Here is an 18,590-nt window from a genome sequence, read left to right as displayed (position 1 = left end):
GTTTAACTTATAAACTCTTATAGTCCAGAAAACATCATACCTCTTTTACCGCATAAAATCTACATTTGATCGAATTTTCCATGGATTATCCGATGCCGATCACATTCGCCCAGAACTTCATAAAGCTGATATACATCGGACTAATCAGATCGAACAACGGCTTGATCGTAACCGCACGAACAGGTGGTAGGAACACGATCAGCAAGAAAATGAAGATCGACCACTTCTCGAACTGCTGCAGCTTGATCCGAAGGCTTCTTGGCGCTAAGTCCTCAATAATTCGGTACCCGTCTAATGGCGGCAATGGAATTAAGTTGAAGAGGAACAGCAGAATATTATAATTGATTAAATATTCGAAGAAGATATTGATTGCTTCGCCAACCCGCTCATTGGTAAATGCGCCCTGTACATGGTATTTCAACAAAATAATGTAGATAAGCGCCCCCACAAAGGCTACGAGCAAGTTACTCAGCGGCCCGACTGCAGAGACCACGATCCCCATCGCCCGCGGGTTACGGAAATTCTCGCGATTCACGGGAACGGGACGAGCCCAACCGAATCCGGCGATCAAGAACAGCAGTGTTCCGAATACATCCAAATGGCGGCTAGGGTTCAATGTCACGCGCCCGAGCAGCTTCGCCGTCGGATCACCGAACTTATTCGCAAAATACGCATGCGCAAACTCATGCACCGTAAAAGAGATTAATAAGACGAGAAGAACAAACGGTAAATGCGCAACAGGAAAAACGATCAGTTTATCCAAAAAATCCATTCGTCACCTACAACTTTCTCGCTACGAAGGCAACCCAGTCATCCTCGCGATAGCGGTCTACGATTGTAAATTTGGCCGCAAGCAGCGCCTGCTCCACCACTTCTTCCTTGTTCTTATAAATGCCGGAAGTAATATACGTGCCGCCGTCCGCTAAGGCATTATATACATCATCAATGAACAACAAAATGACTTCTGCAAGAATGTTCGCGACCACAATTTGTACTGGAAGTGTTACGCCAAGCGGCGTCGAAGCATTCTCTTCCTCGTTCCGATTAATGACTTGGAGCAAGTCGCTAAGATGAACTGTAATGTCGTTCTCCAACTGATTGAGCTGCGTATTCTCTTCCGCGATGGTTACGGCTACAGGATCCAGATCCAGCGCTAGTACGTGCTTCGCCCCTAACTTCACTGCCCCGATGGCGAGAATCCCGGAACCGGTGCCGACATCAATAATTTCTTCCCCGCCTTGAATTACAGATTCTAACGCACGAAGGCACAAGGAGGTCGTCGGATGCGTACCCGTACCGAAGGCCATGCCAGGATCGATTTCGATAATCTGTTCACCCGGACCCGCTTCATAAGGCTCCCACGTCGGCTTGATCGTCAATCTCTCCGATACGCGGATCGGTTTGAAATATTGCTTCCATGCATTCGCCCATTCGTCTTCGTTAACAATTCGCGTCTCCATTGTGTATGAACCCGGATCAATATCGAACGTACGAAGCTCTTCAATACGCGGCTTAATCTCGTCGATCAAGTTCCCCGGATTCGTTACGTCGGCGAAATATCCCTTAATGACCGCTTCTCCTTCTGGGATATCGTTGAATGGTTTATCATATAGCTGCCCGTAGGTCGTATCTCGCTCTCGATTCAGCGAACCCGTTTCTTCGATGGAGACCCCATCCGCCCCCATCTCATGCAGAAAGTTCGAGATCATTTCTACCGCTTCTTCTGTTGTATGTATCGTTAATTCATGCCATAACATTGATCGAATATCCTCCCAAAAAAATCGTTTACGATCTATTGTACTATAAGGAGACTTTTTTCACAAAAAAAGAAATGACGTACAAGCATCATCCGCCTGTACGCCCATTTCCACTCCTCTATTTCGTTCCTGCAAGCTTCAACGCGTCGATCAAGGACATCTTCTTATTGGTATCCTCATGCACGAGGTAATTATCTTGAACATGGTCAATGAACAACACGCCGTTCAGATGGTCGATTTCGTGTTGGATGCAGCGTGCGAGGAAACCGGAAGCTTTGAGTTCCACCGTTTCTCCGTCTCGATTCATGGTCGTAATCTTCACTTCATTGTATCGTTTAACAACCCCAATATATCTTGGCAGGGACAAGCATCCTTCATAGCCGACTTGTTCTCCCGACATCTCAACAATCTCCGGATTAATGAGTTCATAATACGTATCGTCAATATTCATGACAATCACTCTGCGCAGCATACCGATTTGAGGTGCTGCCAGACCTGCCCCATATTCGGAATCCATCAACGTTGCCTTCATATCATCCAATAGACGAATGATTTTGGCATTGATTTCAGTTACCGGCTTTGCTACTTTGCGTAGGACCGGATCTCCGAATGGAACGATTTCTTTCACTTGCATGATTTGCTTCCTCCCCAATGAACATTTGTATCCCCTCAATATACTATATGCAAAAAGGAAATGACAAGAATGAAAAGGAACGACCTTACCGTCAAAAGAAAAAGAGCCATTCTCCGCCGCCGAACATCGCAAAGAACAGCTTTTGTTTTTCTTGCCACCTGCTATATCAATACTTAACTTGTCCAAGATAATAAATTTACTAACCCCATACTTCATTTTAAGCAAAGGATACATCATCTAAATGAACATGTTGCGTTTCTGGATTGGCTGCATGAATTTCGAATCTCACCCGGGCGAATCGAACGCCGTTCGGGGATTCACTCGTAATGCCTTGGAACGTCGTCCAGGCTCCAATATTATCGTCGGGAAGAGAGTTCGCCGTTACCGTAATTAGAAGACCTAGACCTATTACATTTTTATCTTCATCAAGCCAGATTACACGAACATCAACAGGAGCATTGCCTTTCTGGACTTCACCGTTCATTTCAAATTGTAATTCATAATGTCTGCCAGGGCACACGCCTGATACATCTTGAAGAAGAACCCCATCGCCTTCAAGGTTACCCGCAAGATCACTAAATCCTAGGCGAGACGCCTTTAGGCCGGAATGAACTTCATCGGGAGCAGCTTGGTCAACTCCGTCATTACTCGGATCAATCTGCCATCCAAAAAAAGTTATTGGATCCTCAAAGCCGCCATTGACGATCAACTCACCTTTTCTCGGCACACATTGATGATGGCCCTTATGCTCATCACAGGTACATTCAATAATTTCAACTTCCATATTTTTAACTTTATTATTCTGCATTCCGGACACCTCCTTTCTTTTTTTATTAGATTTGTTATGCAATAACGACGACCGGTACAATCAAATGACAGACTTCCCTCCTTAGTTCAAGCTACTTTATTTATATGAAAAGAAGATTTATAGGGATCGCGATAAGAGCCGATTTATTGACTTTATTCAGCTGACCCATATAAAAAACCTCGATCCATCGGATCGAGGCTTGCATTTTTAGTGGAATTGCATCATCGGATCTCCTTCGAACTACTGTAGCGATCCACCCGCGGCTTCAATAACCATCTTCGCCTGTGCATAGACGGAATCTGGTACAACTGCAGTGAGTAGAAATTGACGCGATGCTTCATTCATCGCGTTATACCCCGCTGCATACAGCCCCGTCATCATGGAGGTTGAATACGACATCATCGACATCGTGCTCAAATTGCCCAAGTTGAACCAGGCCGGATCTCCATTGTAATTCAGAAATCCCCCATCCCCTTGCGTCTTCTCGTTGATTGCCGTATTCTCGATCCGGAGGGCCCGCAATTTATTCTGTGCTGCTTCAGCGTCAGAAGATCTCGTAAAGTTAGCCTTGATCTCTATCGTCTGCATAGCTACTCAACCCACCTCTACGAATTCTCTTGTCGCGCATCTGCTGCTTCTGCACGCGCTAAAGCATCCAAATCTGCCTGATCTGCTTCATCCATAGCAAATTCAACATCCTCATTTTTCGCGATAGGCAAGTTGTTCGCTTTCTTTTGGTTATCTCGATTGTTGTTCACTTCGAGTCACTCCTTCTTAGATATCTGCAGCTATAGGATCGGCGTAAACGATAGAACCTATTCGTACCTGGACGACAAAGAGCCTGAATAGCACGAAGGGACCGTAACTACTCAGGCTCTATATCTTTTCACTCGTTTTATTTTAGCGCATTAATCTCCGCGGAATGCTTTTTTCATCCGATCGAAGAACGACTGCTGCTGCTCATGTGTCTGTTCGCCGCTTAAACCTGCGAACTGGCGCATCAATTCACGCTGTTCATCCGTTAGCTTCGTTGGTGTGACAACGACCACTTTAACATGCTGATCCCCTTGGCCGATCCCACGAAGGCGCGGAACCCCTTTGCCTTTCAAACGGAAGTAAGTGCCTGTCTGCGTACCAGCAGGAATTTTCAGCTTCACTTTCTCCGTTAACGTCGGGATTTCAATCTCATCGCCAAGCGCTGCCTGCGCAAAAGTTAAAGGAATTTCGCAATAAATATCGTCGTTCTCGCGTTCGAAGAACTCATGCGATTTCACGCGAATCACGATGTACAAATCGCCGGCTGGACCGCCGCGCAGGCCGCCTTCGCCTTCGCCGGACATCCGTAATTGCGCGCCATCGTCTACACCCGCAGGAATCTTAACATGAATCTTACGCTGCTTCTTCACTTTTCCTTGACCGTTACACGTCGAGCAGCGCTCACGAATAATCTGACCTTTACCGCCGCATGTCTGACAAGCACGGCGATTCACCATACGACCAAATGGCGTATTCTGAACCACTTCTTGCTGACCCGTCCCATGACATGTCGAACATGTATCCGGCTTCGTACCAGGTTTTGCGCCTGATCCATGGCACGTATCACAATTTTCCGTACGAGGAATCGTAATATCCGTTTCTTTACCGAATACAGCTTCCTTGAACTCGATCGTCATGGAATATTGAAGATCGTTACCGCGCTGTGGCGCATTCGGATCCCTTCTTCCACCGCCGCCGAAGAACATGTCGAAGATATCTCCGAACCCGCCGCTGAAATCGGCTCCGCCGCCGCCAAATCCTTGATTCGGATCGACATGACCATATTGATCATAGGTGGCGCGTTTCTGATCATCGCTTAATACTTCATAAGCTTCTTTCACTTCTTTGAACTTGTCTTCGGCATCCGCAGCCTTGTTCACGTCTGGATGATATTGCCTTGCTAGCTTTCGATAAGCTTTCTTGACTTCTTCATCAGACGCCCCCTTGTCTACACCGAGAACCTCATAATAATCCCGCTTATTCGCCACTATTCCACCCCCATGCTGGTATACATTGTACTGTGTTCGACAACAAAAGGAAAGTCAAAGGGAGGGAAATCCCCTCTCTTTGACCTGTTGTTTCACATTGTGAAACGTTCATCATTCACGAATGATTACTTCTTCTCGTTGTCATCCACAACTTCGTAATCTGCATCCACGACGTTGTCTCTGCCCGGAGCTGCGTTCTCTTGCGCTGCGCCTTCAGCACCTTGCTGTGCTTGAGCCGCTTGCTCATACAATTTCACAGAAAGCTGCTGTACGATTTCAGTCAAAGCTTCCGTTGTGGATTTAATTTCTTCCAAGTTGTCTGTTGCAAGAGCTGCAGTCACTTTTTCTTTCGCAGCATTTGCTTTATCGATTTCCGCTTGATCTACTTTGTCGCCAAGATCTTTGATCGTCTTGTCAACTTGGTATACCAACTGGTCCGCGTTGTTTTTCGCTTCAACCAATTCTTTACGGTTGCGGTCTTCTTCCGCGTGCAATTCTGCATCTTTCATCATACGTTCAACTTCTTCATCGCTCAAGCCGCTGGAGGAAGTGATCGTAATTTTTTGTGTTTTGTTCGTACCTTTATCGGTTGCCGATACGTTAACGATCCCGTTCGCATCGATATCAAATGTAACTTCGATTTGCGGTACGCCGCGTGGTGCCAAAGGAATTTCACCTAACGTAAAGCGACCGAGTGTTTTGTTGCCAGCAGCCATCGAACGCTCACCTTGCAAGACGTGAATTTCTACGCTTGGTTGGTTATCTGCATAAGTCGAGAACACTTGGGACTTACTTGTAGGAATTGTCGTGTTGCGCTCGATCATCTTCGTGAACACGCCACCTGCTGTTTCGATACCTAGGGACAATGGTGTTACGTCGAGCAATACAACGTCTTTCACATCGCCTGTCAATACGCCTGCTTGAACCGCTGCACCAAGCGCAACCACTTCATCTGGGTTAACACCTTTGTGTGGCTCTTTACCGATCAAACGCTTAACCGCTTCTTGAACCGCTGGGATACGCGTCGAACCACCAACCAATACAACACGGTTTATCTCGTTAGCAGACAACCCTGCATCGCTCAATGCTTGACGTGTTGGGCCTAAAGTACGCTCTACTAGGTTTGCAGAAATTTCTTCGAATTTCGCGCGAGTCAAGTTAAGCTCCAAATGCTGAGGTACGCCGTCAACAACCGTGATGAACGGCAAGGAGATTGTTGTCGTAAGAACGCCAGACAATTCTTTTTTCGCTTTTCTGCTGCATCTTTCAGACGTTGTACAGCAGCTTTGTCTTTACTTAGATCAATGCTGTGCTCTTTCTTGAATTCAGCGACAAGATAGTCAATGATCACTTGGTCGAAGTCGTCACCGCCAAGGTTGTTGTCACCGCTTGTTGCTTTTACTTCGAAGAAGCCATCGCCGAGCTCAAGGATCGATACGTCGAACGTACCGCCGCCAAGGTCAAATACGAGAATCGTGTGATCTTCTGTTTTCTCCATACCATATGCAAGCGCCGCTGCTGTTGGCTCATTGACAATACGAAGGACTTCAAGACCTGCAATTTTACCCGCATCTTTTGTCGCTTGACGTTGGCTGTCATTGAAGTAAGCTGGAACGGTAATAACCGCTTGCGTTACTGTCTGACCAAGGTACGCTTCTGCGTCAGCTTTCAATTTTTGCAAAATGATTGCTGAGATTTCTTGTGGCGTGTAGTCTTTGCCGTCGATCGATTCTTTATGGTTCGTACCCATGTGGCGTTTGATCGAGCTGATCGTACGATCAGGATTCGTGATCGCTTGACGTTTCGCCGTCTCACCAACGATACGCTCGCCGTCTTTCTTGAAGCCGACAACAGATGGCGTTGTGCGGTTACCTTCTGGATTCGGGATAACGACAGCTTCGCCGCCCTCCATTACTGCAACGCAAGAGTTTGTTGTTCCTAAGTCAATACCGATTACTTTACTCATGAGTAAACCTCCTTAAATTCTTCCTGTCGGAAATAACTTGCCATTTATCAATCATCAAACCGCATAAAATGCGGATATTACATGCTCACTTTAACCATCGCAGGGCGAAGCACTTTGTCTTTGAGCATATAGCCCTTCTGAACTTCCTCTACGACGATGCCTTCCTCATACTCATCCGATTCCACCTGCATGATGGCTTGATGGTATTCCGGATTGAACGGCTGGCCTACAGTATTCATCTGTTGCAGACCTTCCTGATCCAATACTTGGGACAATTGGCGGAAAATCATTTGCACGCCCTTCGAGAAGGATTCGAAGTCTTGATTCTCGCCGCTCGCTTGAATGGCGCGTTCGAAGTTGTCCAGTACCGGCACAAGCTGCTCGACGAGTTTCAGCGATGCGTATTTCGCAAGCTCTTCTCTCTCCTTCGCCGTACGACGGCGGAAGTTGTCGAAATCCGCTTGTGCTCTTAAGTATCTATTATTGTTCTCTTCCGCAAGTGCGGTAAGTTGCTCAATGGTTTGTTCAGCAGCCGTGTTCTCAACTGTCTCTTGCTCTGCTTCAACAGCTTCTGTATGTGATGACATCGTTTCTTGTTCTTGATGATCAGTCATGTCCTGTTCATCCCTCACTTCCGTCGTATTCTCTCTCTCTTCCACGATTCGTTCACCTCCTTAAATAGACTATCGCATTTTGATTACAGTATGGATTCTTAGAATCGCAGCAGCAACTTCACCTGCCGCATGGATCGCATGGATCTTCACATTTGCCGGATCTATGATGCCTTGCTGAATATAATCAATGAATGCCCCTGTATCGCAGTCGATCCCCATTGCGTCTGTCCCGCATTCCTGCTGCGCGGCCCTTGCTTGTTCGACCTTCTCAAGCGGATTAAAGCCGGCATTCTGAATAATCTGCGACATCGGTTTACGGAGTGCTGCAGACACCGCGGCAGCTCCGAAGGATTCCATTCCTCTCAAGGATTCCCGGAATCGCTCTAGTTCATAAGAGACAGCAAGCTCGGTCGTTCCGCCGCCAGGAAGAATCCCGCCACGGACTGCCGTCTGTACCGCAGAAGCGGCGTCAGCGGCAATTCTTGCACGTTCCCCGACGACTTCCGCTGTACTCGCGCCGATAATAATCGAGACAGCTGATTCACAAGCAACACGCACGCGTTCAAGCCTTTCATCATACCTTACATACTCAGAATAGCCAAGGGTCTGCTTCAACTGCTCCTCCGGCTTATGTAATGCAGCACGTTTGATTGGGATAGCTCCGGTTGAATTGCAAATCCGCCGTATTTCTTCCCGACTGACGCGCTGCACCACCATCATATTATGATCCGCACAGAATTGTTCGGCATCCGGATGGATCCCCCGCTCCAGCACAATCAGAGCAACATCCAATCTGGATAAGCCTTCGAGCTGCTGCATGAACCGAGCACGATGCTCCATGTATTGGCCGAATCCAGCTTCTGTTGTGAGAAGCTCCTCATCGAGCTGTTCCGGCTCCAACGCATCTTGCAGGACCAGAATCCGCGCATGCCTGCGTTCAACAGCCCCATGCCGATAAATCGGTTGTTGTCTCAGCAGCAGTCCATGCCACACTTCACTCGTTGCCTTCTCATGTGCAAATACGGACTCAGACAAGCTGTAATCTGGATCCAGTAATCGCTCTAGCCCGACACGGGCAGCCGCTTCCATCACCAAGTCTACAATATCCTGTTGTTCACGCCCTGCGATGAATGCCGTTTGGCGAAGCAATGGATCGTCAATCCCTGTCACGCGAATCGCACGCTGCGCGATCGCCTGTTTCACCCAGGCGATCCCTTGCTGCATCCCTGTTACAACCTTGGAAGCCGGCACGCCCCGGAGGACTTGTGCGACACCTTCCTGCACAAGCGCCCCCGCGAGCACCGTCGCCGTTGTCGTACCATCGCCTACAACCCGCTGCTGCGAACGGGCAACTTGAATGAGCAGTTTCGCTGCAGGATGCGTCACATCCATCTTCTCCAGAATCGTCACGCCGTCATTCGTAATGATGACGTCGCCCTGGGGGCTGACCAGCATCGCATCCAATCCTTTTGGACCGAGCGTTCCTTCAACCGATGAACATATTGCGCGAATGGCATTCGCATTATTGATGAGCGTCGCATGACGTTCATCGCCTTCTAGCAGATTTGAATTGCCTTGCGTCATGCTTCACAGATCCTCTCTCGCCCGCACCCACGCGAGTTGTGCCACTTATTTATTCCATCGTTCAAGAACGGGAGTTAGATTCTTACTTAAGAAATCCAATAGTCCAATCACTTTCCCATATTCCATTCGCGTTGGTCCGAGAATTCCAATCGTCCCTACCGCTTGCCCTTCAATCGAATAGGTTGCTGTGATGAGACTGCAATTATTAATCGCTTGGTGATTATTTTCAGTACCGATTCGTACCTGAATGCCGTTCTGGTTCTGCGTCGAGGAGATCATCTTCAGAAGCGTTGGTGTCTCATCCAGCAAATCCAGAATCGTCTTCACTTTATCAACATCCTTGAACTCTGGCTGCGTCAGCATATTTGTCGCACCGCTCAAGAAGACACGATTCTCCGATTCCCCTTGCAGCACATTCTCAACGATGCCCATCAGTTCTTCATATTGGTTAACATGGCGCTTCATCTCATCGCCAACTTCACTGAAGAGCTGTGATTTTAATTTATATAGAGGGACACCTGCTAATTTGTGATTCAGCACATGAACCATCTGTTCTAATTCGGATGGCGATACACCTTCCGGCAATGTCACCGTTTTATTCTCTACATGCCCTGTATTTGTTACGATAATGGCAACTGCCGTCGTCTCCGTTAGCGGCAGCAATTGAAAGTGCCGGAGCGACGTGTTGAACATTTCAGGCCCTAATACAATCGATGTATAATTCGTCATATTGGCCAGGATCGTCGCGGCATGCTGGATCACTTGCTCGGTTGCCGTTAGCTTCTCAGCGAAAAAATTCTTCATCTGCATCAAGTCATACGGCTGTAATGTGCCAAACTGTACAAGATGATCAACATAATAACGATAACCCTTGTGAGATGGAATCCGTCCCGCCGACGTATGCGGCTGTTCGAGAAATCCAAGCTCTTCTAAGTCAGACATTTCATTGCGAATCGTCGCAGGACTGTAGGAAACTTCTCCACGCTTCGAAATACTACGGGACCCTACGGGCTCGGCAGAACGAATATAATCATCTACAATGGCATTCAATATCATTCGTTGACGCTCCGTTAACATGCTAACCCCTCCCCTTTATCGATGATTCCGCTCTCGTTAGCACTCCTCTCTATTGAGTGCTAACCAATAATACAAAAATACCAAACTGACAAGATAATTGTCAAGTCAGTTCAGTACCTTTATCGCGCGAGCCCGCGCCCATTTATTAATTTTAAGCCAACTACTTGGGCAGTTGATCCAATGCTTGGTTCAAGTTCGATTCAAACGATTCGGAAATTGCATTGATCCGATCCATATGTTTCTGATATTGATCAACCATAGACTGCTCTTCAAATTGAATTTCACCCTCTTCGATACCATAATGCCCTTCGGCCTGCAGCAGCAGGGCGTGGACAGCACGGAGGTGAGCAATCAATTCACGCGTCCCCTCTTCGGTTTTCTTCGCCCCCTGTTTATACGAAGCCATGAATCGTTTGACAAATGCATCCTTCTCCTGCTTAGACAGCTCGGAACCATATTGTATAGATGCGAGCAGTTTGTCCCTAGCCTCATTTCGGAGGGTGAAAAAAACGTCCATCCGTATGTCATACATATCGACAAGCGCATTGTATTCCGCTAAGCCTGTCGCATCCTTCAACAGCTTCTCCGTAAAAAATCCTTCCGGTACCGCTTCTTCCATCCATTCATTATTCGCCATGATAGCGACTGACATCTCTGTAGCGAACGTTTGAAACGCCTTCAATACTTCATAGTACTTGCCATATTCCTGCTCCGTAAATGTGCGAGGCGTAATGGTCGTCCCTTGCGTCATTTCGGCCATCAGTTCTACAATAGTAGACTGAAAACGTTTGTCCTGCTGCTCGGCTTCCTGTTTGCGGTGCGAAAGATTACCGAAGATGCCAAGCACGATCAATACCGACACGCCAATCCATAGAAGTCGCTTGTAATAGCTGCGCTTCTTGCCTTGTGGAGATAATGTCTCAGGTGAATATTCCATCATACCCCCCTCCTTTCGAAGTGGCCAAATTGCCCGTATTCTGTGTGGTCTTTATCACGCGCACTTCATCCAACACCTTTCACCAATTCCACAATTTTCCTTGTAGTATTTTAAGTGCAAATGTTGAATATTGTCAAACGTTGCAAAAGCACAACAAAAGCTCGGTAACCACGCTCCGAAATGGAGGTACGGTCACCGAGCTTCAACTTTTGGTTTATTCATTCTTTAATGCATATCCATACAATCCATGGCATATTTAGCCCAACATTTTTAACACAGCAATCTCATCGCAACAATGAAGCTTCTTGCAATGGATGCAATCCTTCCAGACCTTCTCTGGGAAAATTTCTTTCTGCACGATATCGAATCCGTTCTTCTGGAAGAACTTCGCCTCATACGTCAGCGCCATGACTTTCGGAATCTCCAGCTGCCGTGCTTCTTCTACTAGATAGTCGACCATCTTCGAGCCGATGCCTTGGCCTTTGTGACCATCCGATATCCCGAGTGACCGGATTTCGACTAGATCCTGACCTAACCTGCAGAGGGACCCGCAACCCACAATATCGCCTTCGATCTCGGCAACGATGAACCACTCCAGCTGATCTAGCAGCATTTCACGCGTACGCGGCAGCATAATTCCTTTCTCTGCATATCCCTTAATTAATTCATATAACGTCTCTATATCGTCTGTCGTCGCTTTTCTGCAAACCGCAGGCATCGCGTTCTCCCCCTTACGCCATCCCGGATGTAATTCATCGGAAAGTACAATTCATGTACCCTGAATTTATATATTCCTAACATGATAAGAATAAATATACATCACAAGGTATAAATACGCAAGAAGGAAATTGCCATATTTTATCTTAGGATTTGGCGTCGATAAATTCGGCGAAAACATCATTCCCGAAGAGAACGCCGCGATCGCTCAGCTTATATCCATCTGCTGTCGCTTCGATCAGTCCTGCTTGAAGCAGCTTGCTCAACTGGGGTGCATAGACCTCATCCAGCTCCGCACCGAATTGCTCGCGGAAGTGTGAACGTGCAACCCCCTGCATCATACGAAGACCCACCATCATGAAGTCTTCCATTGCTTCCTCGCTGCTGACTGCGAACTGATCGAGCCTTGGGAGCCCTTTGCGCGCCGCATCGTTATAAGCCTGAACCCCTTTAATATTCACGTGTCGCTGACGATTCACATACCCATGCGCCCCGGCGCCGATGCCATAGTAGCTCTCATTGAGCCAATATTTCATATTGTGCCGACTGGCTTTCCCGGGCTTCGCGAAATTACTAATCTCATATTGCTCGTAGCCGGCTTCTTTCATTCGCTTCATTAAGAGCAGATACATCTCGAGCTCCACATCCTCATCCGGAAGCGGCAGCTGATTCTTCTGATACATCGTATGGAACAACGTATTCTCTTCCACCTTCAGGCTGTAAATCGAATAATGGGGAAGATCCAGCTCAAGTGCCTTCGTAATACTGTCATCCAGCATCTCAAGCGTCTGGTTCGGCAATCCGAACATCAAATCGATCGACATATTATCAAATCCTGCCGCACGCGCGTTCTCGATACTGCGATAGACATCATCCGTATTATGAATACGACCGATTTCTGATAAAAGATGATTGTTAAACGATTGCACACCGAAGCTGATCCGATTCACACCGCCTGCTCGCATCACCTTTAATTTCTCCAAATCCGTCGTTCCCGGGTTCGCCTCCATAGAGAATTCAAGATTCGGATGCATGTGTGGAAAAGCGCGATGAACAGATGCTAGGAAATAGTCCATCTGCTCGGGCGTTAGTACGGTCGGTGTTCCGCCCCCCACGAAGATGGTCTCAATCATTTCGGGCGGCTGCATCTGCGTCGTAAGCGCCATCTCTGCTTCCATCGCCTCTAAGTATTCCATAACCGGCTGGCCTTTGAGCACGTAAGAATTGAAATCACAATAGAAGCATTTATTCGTACAAAAAGGAATGTGGATATATAGCGCCTTGGGCGCAGCATGCTGCACCCCTGTTGAGGGAATCATCGTCATGTTGATTCACCTTCCTTTCATGTCTCACTTGGTTTGAACTTGCAAAAAGGGAAGCACGAGGCTCCCCTTCATCCTTAACGCTATTCGTCGATTCGAAGAACGGCCATGAACGCTTCCTGCGGCACTTCAACGCTGCCGACTTGCTTCATCCGTTTCTTACCTTCTTTTTGTTTGTCGAGCAATTTCCGTTTACGTGAGATATCGCCCCCGTAACATTTTGCAAGGACGTTCTTACGCATCGCTTTAACGGTCTCACGAGCAACAATCTTAGTTCCTACAGAAGCTTGAATAGGTACCTCAAACATCTGTCTTGGAATCAACTCGCGCAACTTCTCACAAATGATACGTCCGCGATTATAAGCTCGGTCTTTGTGTACGATGAAGGACAAGGCATCGACCTGCTCACCGTTCAACATGATATCCATCTTCACCAGGTTCGATTTACGGTAGCCAGAAACTTCATAGTCGAAGGAGGCATACCCTTTCGTACTTGATTTCAGTTGATCGAAGAAATCATAGACGATCTCAGCCAGCGGCATATCATACGTAATCGTAACACGGTTTGTATCGAGATATTCCATATTAATAAATTCACCGCGTTTACCCTGACATAGCTCCATAATCGCACCTACATAGTCATTCGGTACGATAATCGCCGCTTTGACGTATGGCTCTTCAACGAAGTCAATACGCCCAACTTCTGGATAATTAGATGGATTATCAATATTGATAACTTCCCCATTCGTCAAAGTAACACGGTAGATAACGCTTGGTGCCGTTGTAATGAGTGGAATATTAAATTCACGCTCAATACGCTCCTGAATGATCTCCATGTGCAGAAGTCCCAAGAATCCGCAACGGAATCCAAATCCTAATGCGCTCGAAGTCTCAGGCTCAAATCGAAGCGATGCATCGTTCAGCTCCAGCTTCTCAAGCGCTTCGCGCAGGTCCGTATAATCTGACGATTCGATCGGGTATAGTCCGCAATAGACCATCGGATTGATTCGGCGGTAACCCGGCAATGGTTCTGGTGCTGGGTTCTTCGCATCGGTTATAGTATCCCCAACACGTGTATCCTTCACGTTCTTAATCCCTGCGACAACGAAACCAACATCGCCAACGGATAACTCATCTACAATTCCCATCCGAGGCATAAATGCGCCGACCTCGATGACTTCGAAGGTCTTGTCCGTCGCCATGAACTTGATCTTGGAGCCTGCACGAATGGCCCCATCGAGCACCCGAACATAAACGATAACGCCTTTATAGGCATCATAATGTGAATCGAAAATCAAAGCTCTTAGCGGTTGATCCGGATCACCTGTTGGTGCCGGGACCTTCTGCACCACTTGCTCCAGAATTTCTTTAATGCCGATACCAGCCTTTGCAGAAGCATGTACCGCTTCACTTGCGTCAAGGCCGATCACTTCTTCGATCTCTTCTTTTACCCGATCTGGATCTGCACTTGGTAAGTCAATTTTATTAATCACCGGCAAAATTTCAAGATTATTATCAAGCGCTAGATACACGTTAGCGAGTGTCTGTGCTTCAATCCCTTGCGCCGCATCGACAACCAGCAACGCGCCCTCACATGCCGCCAAACTGCGCGACACTTCATACGTGAAGTCGACGTGCCCCGGTGTGTCGATCAGGTTCAAAATATACGTCTCGCCGTCGTCTGCTTTGTAAGCGAGTCTTACAGCCTGCAGCTTAATGGTGATTCCGCGCTCACGCTCTAGATCCATTTGGTCGAGAACCTGTGCTTGCATTTCGCGTTGTGTTAACGCGCCTGTATATTCCAAGATACGATCCGCCAGGGTTGATTTCCCGTGGTCGATATGTGCGATAATGCTAAAGTTTCTAATTTTCTCTTGTCTTGCCCGAATGTCCGTCATTCCTTACCCCCACTACGCAGCCAAAATGTTTTCAATTTACTCATTATAGCAGTTGTGTGAAAACCCTTCAATGGTGGGGGGTAAATCCTCAACTGGTAATCGAGCTGAACAAGGATACGACCCATTCAATTCCTTTGTGCGACACGGATTCGAGGACGCCTCCCGTCGTGCTGGCTAACCGATCTACTGCGGGTTCCTTCCGGTTATTCATCGCTGTAGCATCCTGCTGAGGGGTATGCACCCCATCCAGAACACCGTCTTTGACGACGGTCTGCTGAACCTCGTGTACCTTCTTATTAGCGGTTCGCTCCTGTGCGGCGTCCTCCTCTGCCTGTGCCGTCGTATCTAACGGCTGCTGAACCGTCCAAGCTGGTGGATTATTCTGAAGTTCGGCTGGACCTTGAATTCGTTCAATCCCCGATGAAGCGAGATTCAGACCTAACATTACCCCAACCGCGATCATGGCAACCATTACAAATACTCTCCGCTTAAAAATAGACATGGAGAACGCCTCCTTTTGTGCTTCTATTTATTCTTCGCCCCCGAGCTGCTGCTCGCAGGACTGCTCACTTTCTCTGCATTGCGATACGTATCTGCGATCAGCTGCGCTAGCACATCTGCTGTTCGATAACTCTCTTCGAGCGTATTATCTACTCCGCCGATTTCAATCAGGAAGCTGTTCGGAGAGAGGGATTGATTATATTCCCCATTGCCGTTGGCCGATGTCTTTCCCCATACGCCACGGGATATACCTGGATATTCCTTTTCAAGTTTGTCGTGAATTTTGCTGGCGAATGCTTCGTTCTGACGCCAGTTTTTGTTCCCATGGCCAATAATGAAGAACACCTGTGCATAATCTTTGCCGTTGATTCTAACGGTTGTCTTCTCGCGCTTCTGCGAATCGCGATGGATATCGAAGAAGTATTGCAGTTCTTGATTCTGAGCCATAGCTTCTTTCACCGTTGCACGGGAGTATTTATAAGAATAATTCCAACTGTACGATTTCATTGTCGTCATATAATCCGTCGACGAATGCAAGGTACCGACACCGAGCTTCTCGAGCGTTTTCGCCATACGTTCTCCGACGAGTGTTATATTTTTTTTCGAAGACGATGGTTCTTTGACGGTCTCCCCTAAGACGGGATTCCACGATTCTCTGTTGTGCGAGTGATAGATGAATACGACCTTTTTACCTGAGGTTGCTTGCTTGGGATCATTCCCCGCTTTACCAATATCCGTATCCTTCGCTGGAACTTTCTCCGGGATCGTCGGGACGTCTTTCTTCGGAATGTCTACGGTCGGTGTTGGCATATCATTCGGATGCGCCTCATCCTTCGGCAATGCTGCATCATGATAATCTTCCGGACCTGTCATGGTGTCATTCCCAACCCCAATACGCAGCGGAACGGCATCATCGCGGCCAAGTCCAGGCATCTCATGCGACAACATGCTCTTGGGATCCATGGGATTCACATTCGTGAGCATTTGGAACAGAAATGCGCCAATCTTTTGCTTTGATAGAATCGGCTCTTCTGAGGCGACATTCATATGCGGAATCTCCATTCCTATCATATCCAGAAAGAAGTGACTTGAAACCGCTGCGGCAAATCCCTTCATGGAAGTGCTTGGCGACGTATTGACCTGCTTATGCAGCATCGTTCCAAGTCCTAGCAATATAAAAAAGAGCATCGAGCAAATGGTTAGGACCGCAAACGTTCTGCCCGTGACGAGCATCTGCATCATCCGCCGCTTTAGTTTAGGAATATGTATCGTCTGAAATGTGGTGGTCTTCATTCATATCTCCTCCTGTAAATCTAGCGATACTTAAGCCTATGAGGAGAATCTAGCAAGTAGAACCAAAATCGAATCCATAGGTTTGAAAAAGTAGAGAGGGGGAAATATGAAAGACTAATAGAAATGAATGGATTGCAGGGAAGGGGCGTCTCACTCCTGCCGCTTCTTGTCCGCCATTTGCTTTTTGATTAGACACAAGGATGCAAATGGCTACCAAAGAGCGGACGTAAACTCCTCCGTGAGATGCCCCCTCCCCCTTTCATATTCATTTCAAAGGCTTTCAACCTATACCTCCCCCCCTTTTGCAATCGGAGGGATTCGATTTTGGAGAGGGGAGGAGGGAAGGGGAGGAGGGGCTTAGTGCGTATATGCCCCAACGTTGTCCATATCCACAGCTTGGTGCAGCGCTGCGTTCAATCCGCTGGCGATAATATTCGCGATATCCTCGATGAATTCATCGATTTCCTTCGGTGTGACGATGAGATCATGCCCCAGTGGCTGCAATACTTCCTTCACGAGCATCAAGCGGTCGTTCTCAGGGATATCATCGAGCATGCCCATGATTTCCTTCGTCTTATTCGTCTCCTGTTGGAAATGCGCACGCATCATCTCAATCGCATTGTTCACGATGGTGGATGCATAGCAGACTGTTGGCACACCTATAGCGATGCACGGAATGCCAAGAATTTCTTTCGTTAACCCTCTTCGTTTATTGCCAATGCCAGATCCCGGGTGAATGCCGATGTCAGCAATTTGAATGGTCGTATTGACGCGTTCGAGCGCCTTCGAGGCCAGTGCATCGATCGCAATTACCAGATCCGGTTTGATTTTATCGATAATCCCTTGAACAATCTCGCTCGATTCGATTCCTGTGATCCCGAGCACGCCTGGTGCGACCGCACTCACAGGTCGGTATCCTGGACTCACTTGATCCGGTGTTAATTCAAAGTAATGCCTCGTAATCATGGTATTCTCGACGACAAGCGGCCCGAGGGAGTCCGGCGTAACGTTCCAGTTACCGAGACCCACGATCAACACCTTGTCCATCTCCTTGATCCCAAGCTTCGTCAGAAAGGCAGCGAACTCTTGAGCGAACTTCGTCGCGACACGATCCTGAAGATCGGTATCTTTATTCCGAAGCTCAGGTACTTCAAGCGTAATATAATGGCCTTGCACACGTCCAAGCACCCTTGCACCCGCTTCGCTCTCGACATCGATACGTGTCACTTTGATTCCGCGATCTTCTTCGATTTGTTCAAGCACGCCGGGAATTTGAGAACCATGCGTGGCCGCAGCCATTTCCTTTGCTTCTAAAGCCAGATCGGTTCGCACGGAGTATTGCTGCAAGTCTAAATTATCGTTCATCGATATTCTCCTCTGTAGGTATTTCCCCTAGTGTGCGAGTTGCACGCTTCGATTATTCAACCCGCTGTAAGACAAGCCTGGATTCTTTCCTTG

Annotated in this window: 17 protein-coding genes and 1 pseudogene; all 18 read right to left on the bottom strand. The window is 47.6% G+C overall.

The annotated features are described in order from the left end of the window. Positions 1-85: 85 nt before the first annotated feature. A complete protein-coding gene (locus GCU39_RS02905; protein WP_152392133.1) occupies positions 86-772 on the bottom strand; it encodes a site-2 protease family protein in 687 nt (228 codons plus the stop codon). Between the two features lie 7 nt (positions 773-779). Continuing rightward, positions 780-1,757, bottom strand: a complete 978-nt coding sequence (gene prmA, locus GCU39_RS02900; protein WP_152392132.1) for a 50S ribosomal protein L11 methyltransferase — start codon at positions 1,755-1,757, stop codon at positions 780-782. A 118-nt stretch (positions 1,758-1,875) separates the two neighbouring features. Continuing rightward, complete coding sequence (gene def, locus GCU39_RS02895) at positions 1,876-2,391, bottom strand: peptide deformylase (RefSeq protein ID WP_152392131.1); 516 nt, start codon at positions 2,389-2,391, stop codon at positions 1,876-1,878. A 217-nt stretch (positions 2,392-2,608) separates the two neighbouring features. After that, positions 2,609-3,199, bottom strand: a complete 591-nt coding sequence (locus GCU39_RS02890) for a hypothetical protein (RefSeq protein ID WP_152392130.1) — start codon at positions 3,197-3,199, stop codon at positions 2,609-2,611. A 240-nt stretch (positions 3,200-3,439) separates the two neighbouring features. After that, positions 3,440-3,787 carry a hypothetical protein gene (locus GCU39_RS02885; protein WP_152392129.1) on the bottom strand — a complete coding sequence of 116 codons (348 nt, stop codon included), beginning with the start codon at positions 3,785-3,787 and terminating at the stop codon, positions 3,440-3,442. A gap of 17 nt (positions 3,788-3,804) precedes the next feature. Further along, the gene (locus GCU39_RS02880) at positions 3,805-3,957 is read right to left on the bottom strand and encodes a YfhD family protein (RefSeq protein ID WP_152392128.1); all 153 of its coding nucleotides are present in this window, start codon (positions 3,955-3,957) and stop codon (positions 3,805-3,807) included. A gap of 150 nt (positions 3,958-4,107) precedes the next feature. Continuing rightward, positions 4,108-5,223, bottom strand: coding sequence for a molecular chaperone DnaJ (gene dnaJ / locus GCU39_RS02875; RefSeq protein ID WP_152392127.1), 1,116 nt, complete (start codon positions 5,221-5,223; stop codon positions 4,108-4,110). Positions 5,224-5,348: 125 nt separating this feature from the next. Further along, a pseudogene (gene dnaK, locus GCU39_RS02870) lies at positions 5,349-7,189 on the bottom strand (molecular chaperone DnaK). Positions 7,190-7,266: 77 nt separating this feature from the next. After that, the gene (gene grpE / locus GCU39_RS02865; protein ID WP_152392126.1) at positions 7,267-7,848 is read right to left on the bottom strand and encodes a nucleotide exchange factor GrpE; all 582 of its coding nucleotides are present in this window, start codon (positions 7,846-7,848) and stop codon (positions 7,267-7,269) included. A gap of 24 nt (positions 7,849-7,872) precedes the next feature. Continuing rightward, positions 7,873-9,387 (bottom strand): TCP-1/cpn60 chaperonin family protein, encoded by a 1,515-nt coding sequence (locus GCU39_RS02860; RefSeq protein WP_152392125.1) that lies wholly within the window; start codon positions 9,385-9,387, stop codon positions 7,873-7,875. A 45-nt stretch (positions 9,388-9,432) separates the two neighbouring features. Further along, positions 9,433-10,464 carry a heat-inducible transcriptional repressor HrcA gene (gene hrcA, locus GCU39_RS02855; RefSeq protein WP_152392124.1) on the bottom strand — a complete coding sequence of 344 codons (1,032 nt, stop codon included), beginning with the start codon at positions 10,462-10,464 and terminating at the stop codon, positions 9,433-9,435. Positions 10,465-10,624: 160 nt separating this feature from the next. After that, positions 10,625-11,404 carry a hypothetical protein gene (locus GCU39_RS02850; RefSeq protein ID WP_152392123.1) on the bottom strand — a complete coding sequence of 260 codons (780 nt, stop codon included), beginning with the start codon at positions 11,402-11,404 and terminating at the stop codon, positions 10,625-10,627. Between the two features lie 253 nt (positions 11,405-11,657). Continuing rightward, positions 11,658-12,119, bottom strand: coding sequence for an N-acetyltransferase (locus GCU39_RS02845; RefSeq protein ID WP_152392122.1), 462 nt, complete (start codon positions 12,117-12,119; stop codon positions 11,658-11,660). Between the two features lie 145 nt (positions 12,120-12,264). Beyond that, on the bottom strand, positions 12,265-13,443 hold the full coding sequence (gene hemW / locus GCU39_RS02840) for a radical SAM family heme chaperone HemW (protein ID WP_152392121.1): 1,179 nt from the start codon (positions 13,441-13,443) through the stop codon (positions 12,265-12,267). Between the two features lie 80 nt (positions 13,444-13,523). Further along, on the bottom strand, positions 13,524-15,338 hold the full coding sequence (gene lepA, locus GCU39_RS02835; RefSeq protein WP_152392120.1) for a translation elongation factor 4: 1,815 nt from the start codon (positions 15,336-15,338) through the stop codon (positions 13,524-13,526). Between the two features lie 88 nt (positions 15,339-15,426). Continuing rightward, complete coding sequence (locus tag GCU39_RS02830; protein WP_152392119.1) at positions 15,427-15,840, bottom strand: DUF3679 domain-containing protein; 414 nt, start codon at positions 15,838-15,840, stop codon at positions 15,427-15,429. Positions 15,841-15,863: 23 nt separating this feature from the next. After that, entirely contained in the window at positions 15,864-17,132 is a 1,269-nt protein-coding gene (gene spoIIP, locus GCU39_RS02825) for a stage II sporulation protein P (protein WP_152392118.1), read from the bottom strand. A gap of 357 nt (positions 17,133-17,489) precedes the next feature. Then, entirely contained in the window at positions 17,490-18,497 is a 1,008-nt protein-coding gene (gene gpr, locus GCU39_RS02820) for a GPR endopeptidase (protein ID WP_152392117.1), read from the bottom strand. Between the last annotated feature and the right edge of the window lie 93 nt (positions 18,498-18,590).

Source organism: Paenibacillus guangzhouensis, from assembly GCF_009363075.1.
GTDB classification, from domain to species: domain Bacteria; phylum Bacillota; class Bacilli; order Paenibacillales; family Paenibacillaceae; genus Paenibacillus_K; species Paenibacillus_K guangzhouensis.
This window is presented reverse-complemented; position numbering and strand designations above follow the sequence as displayed.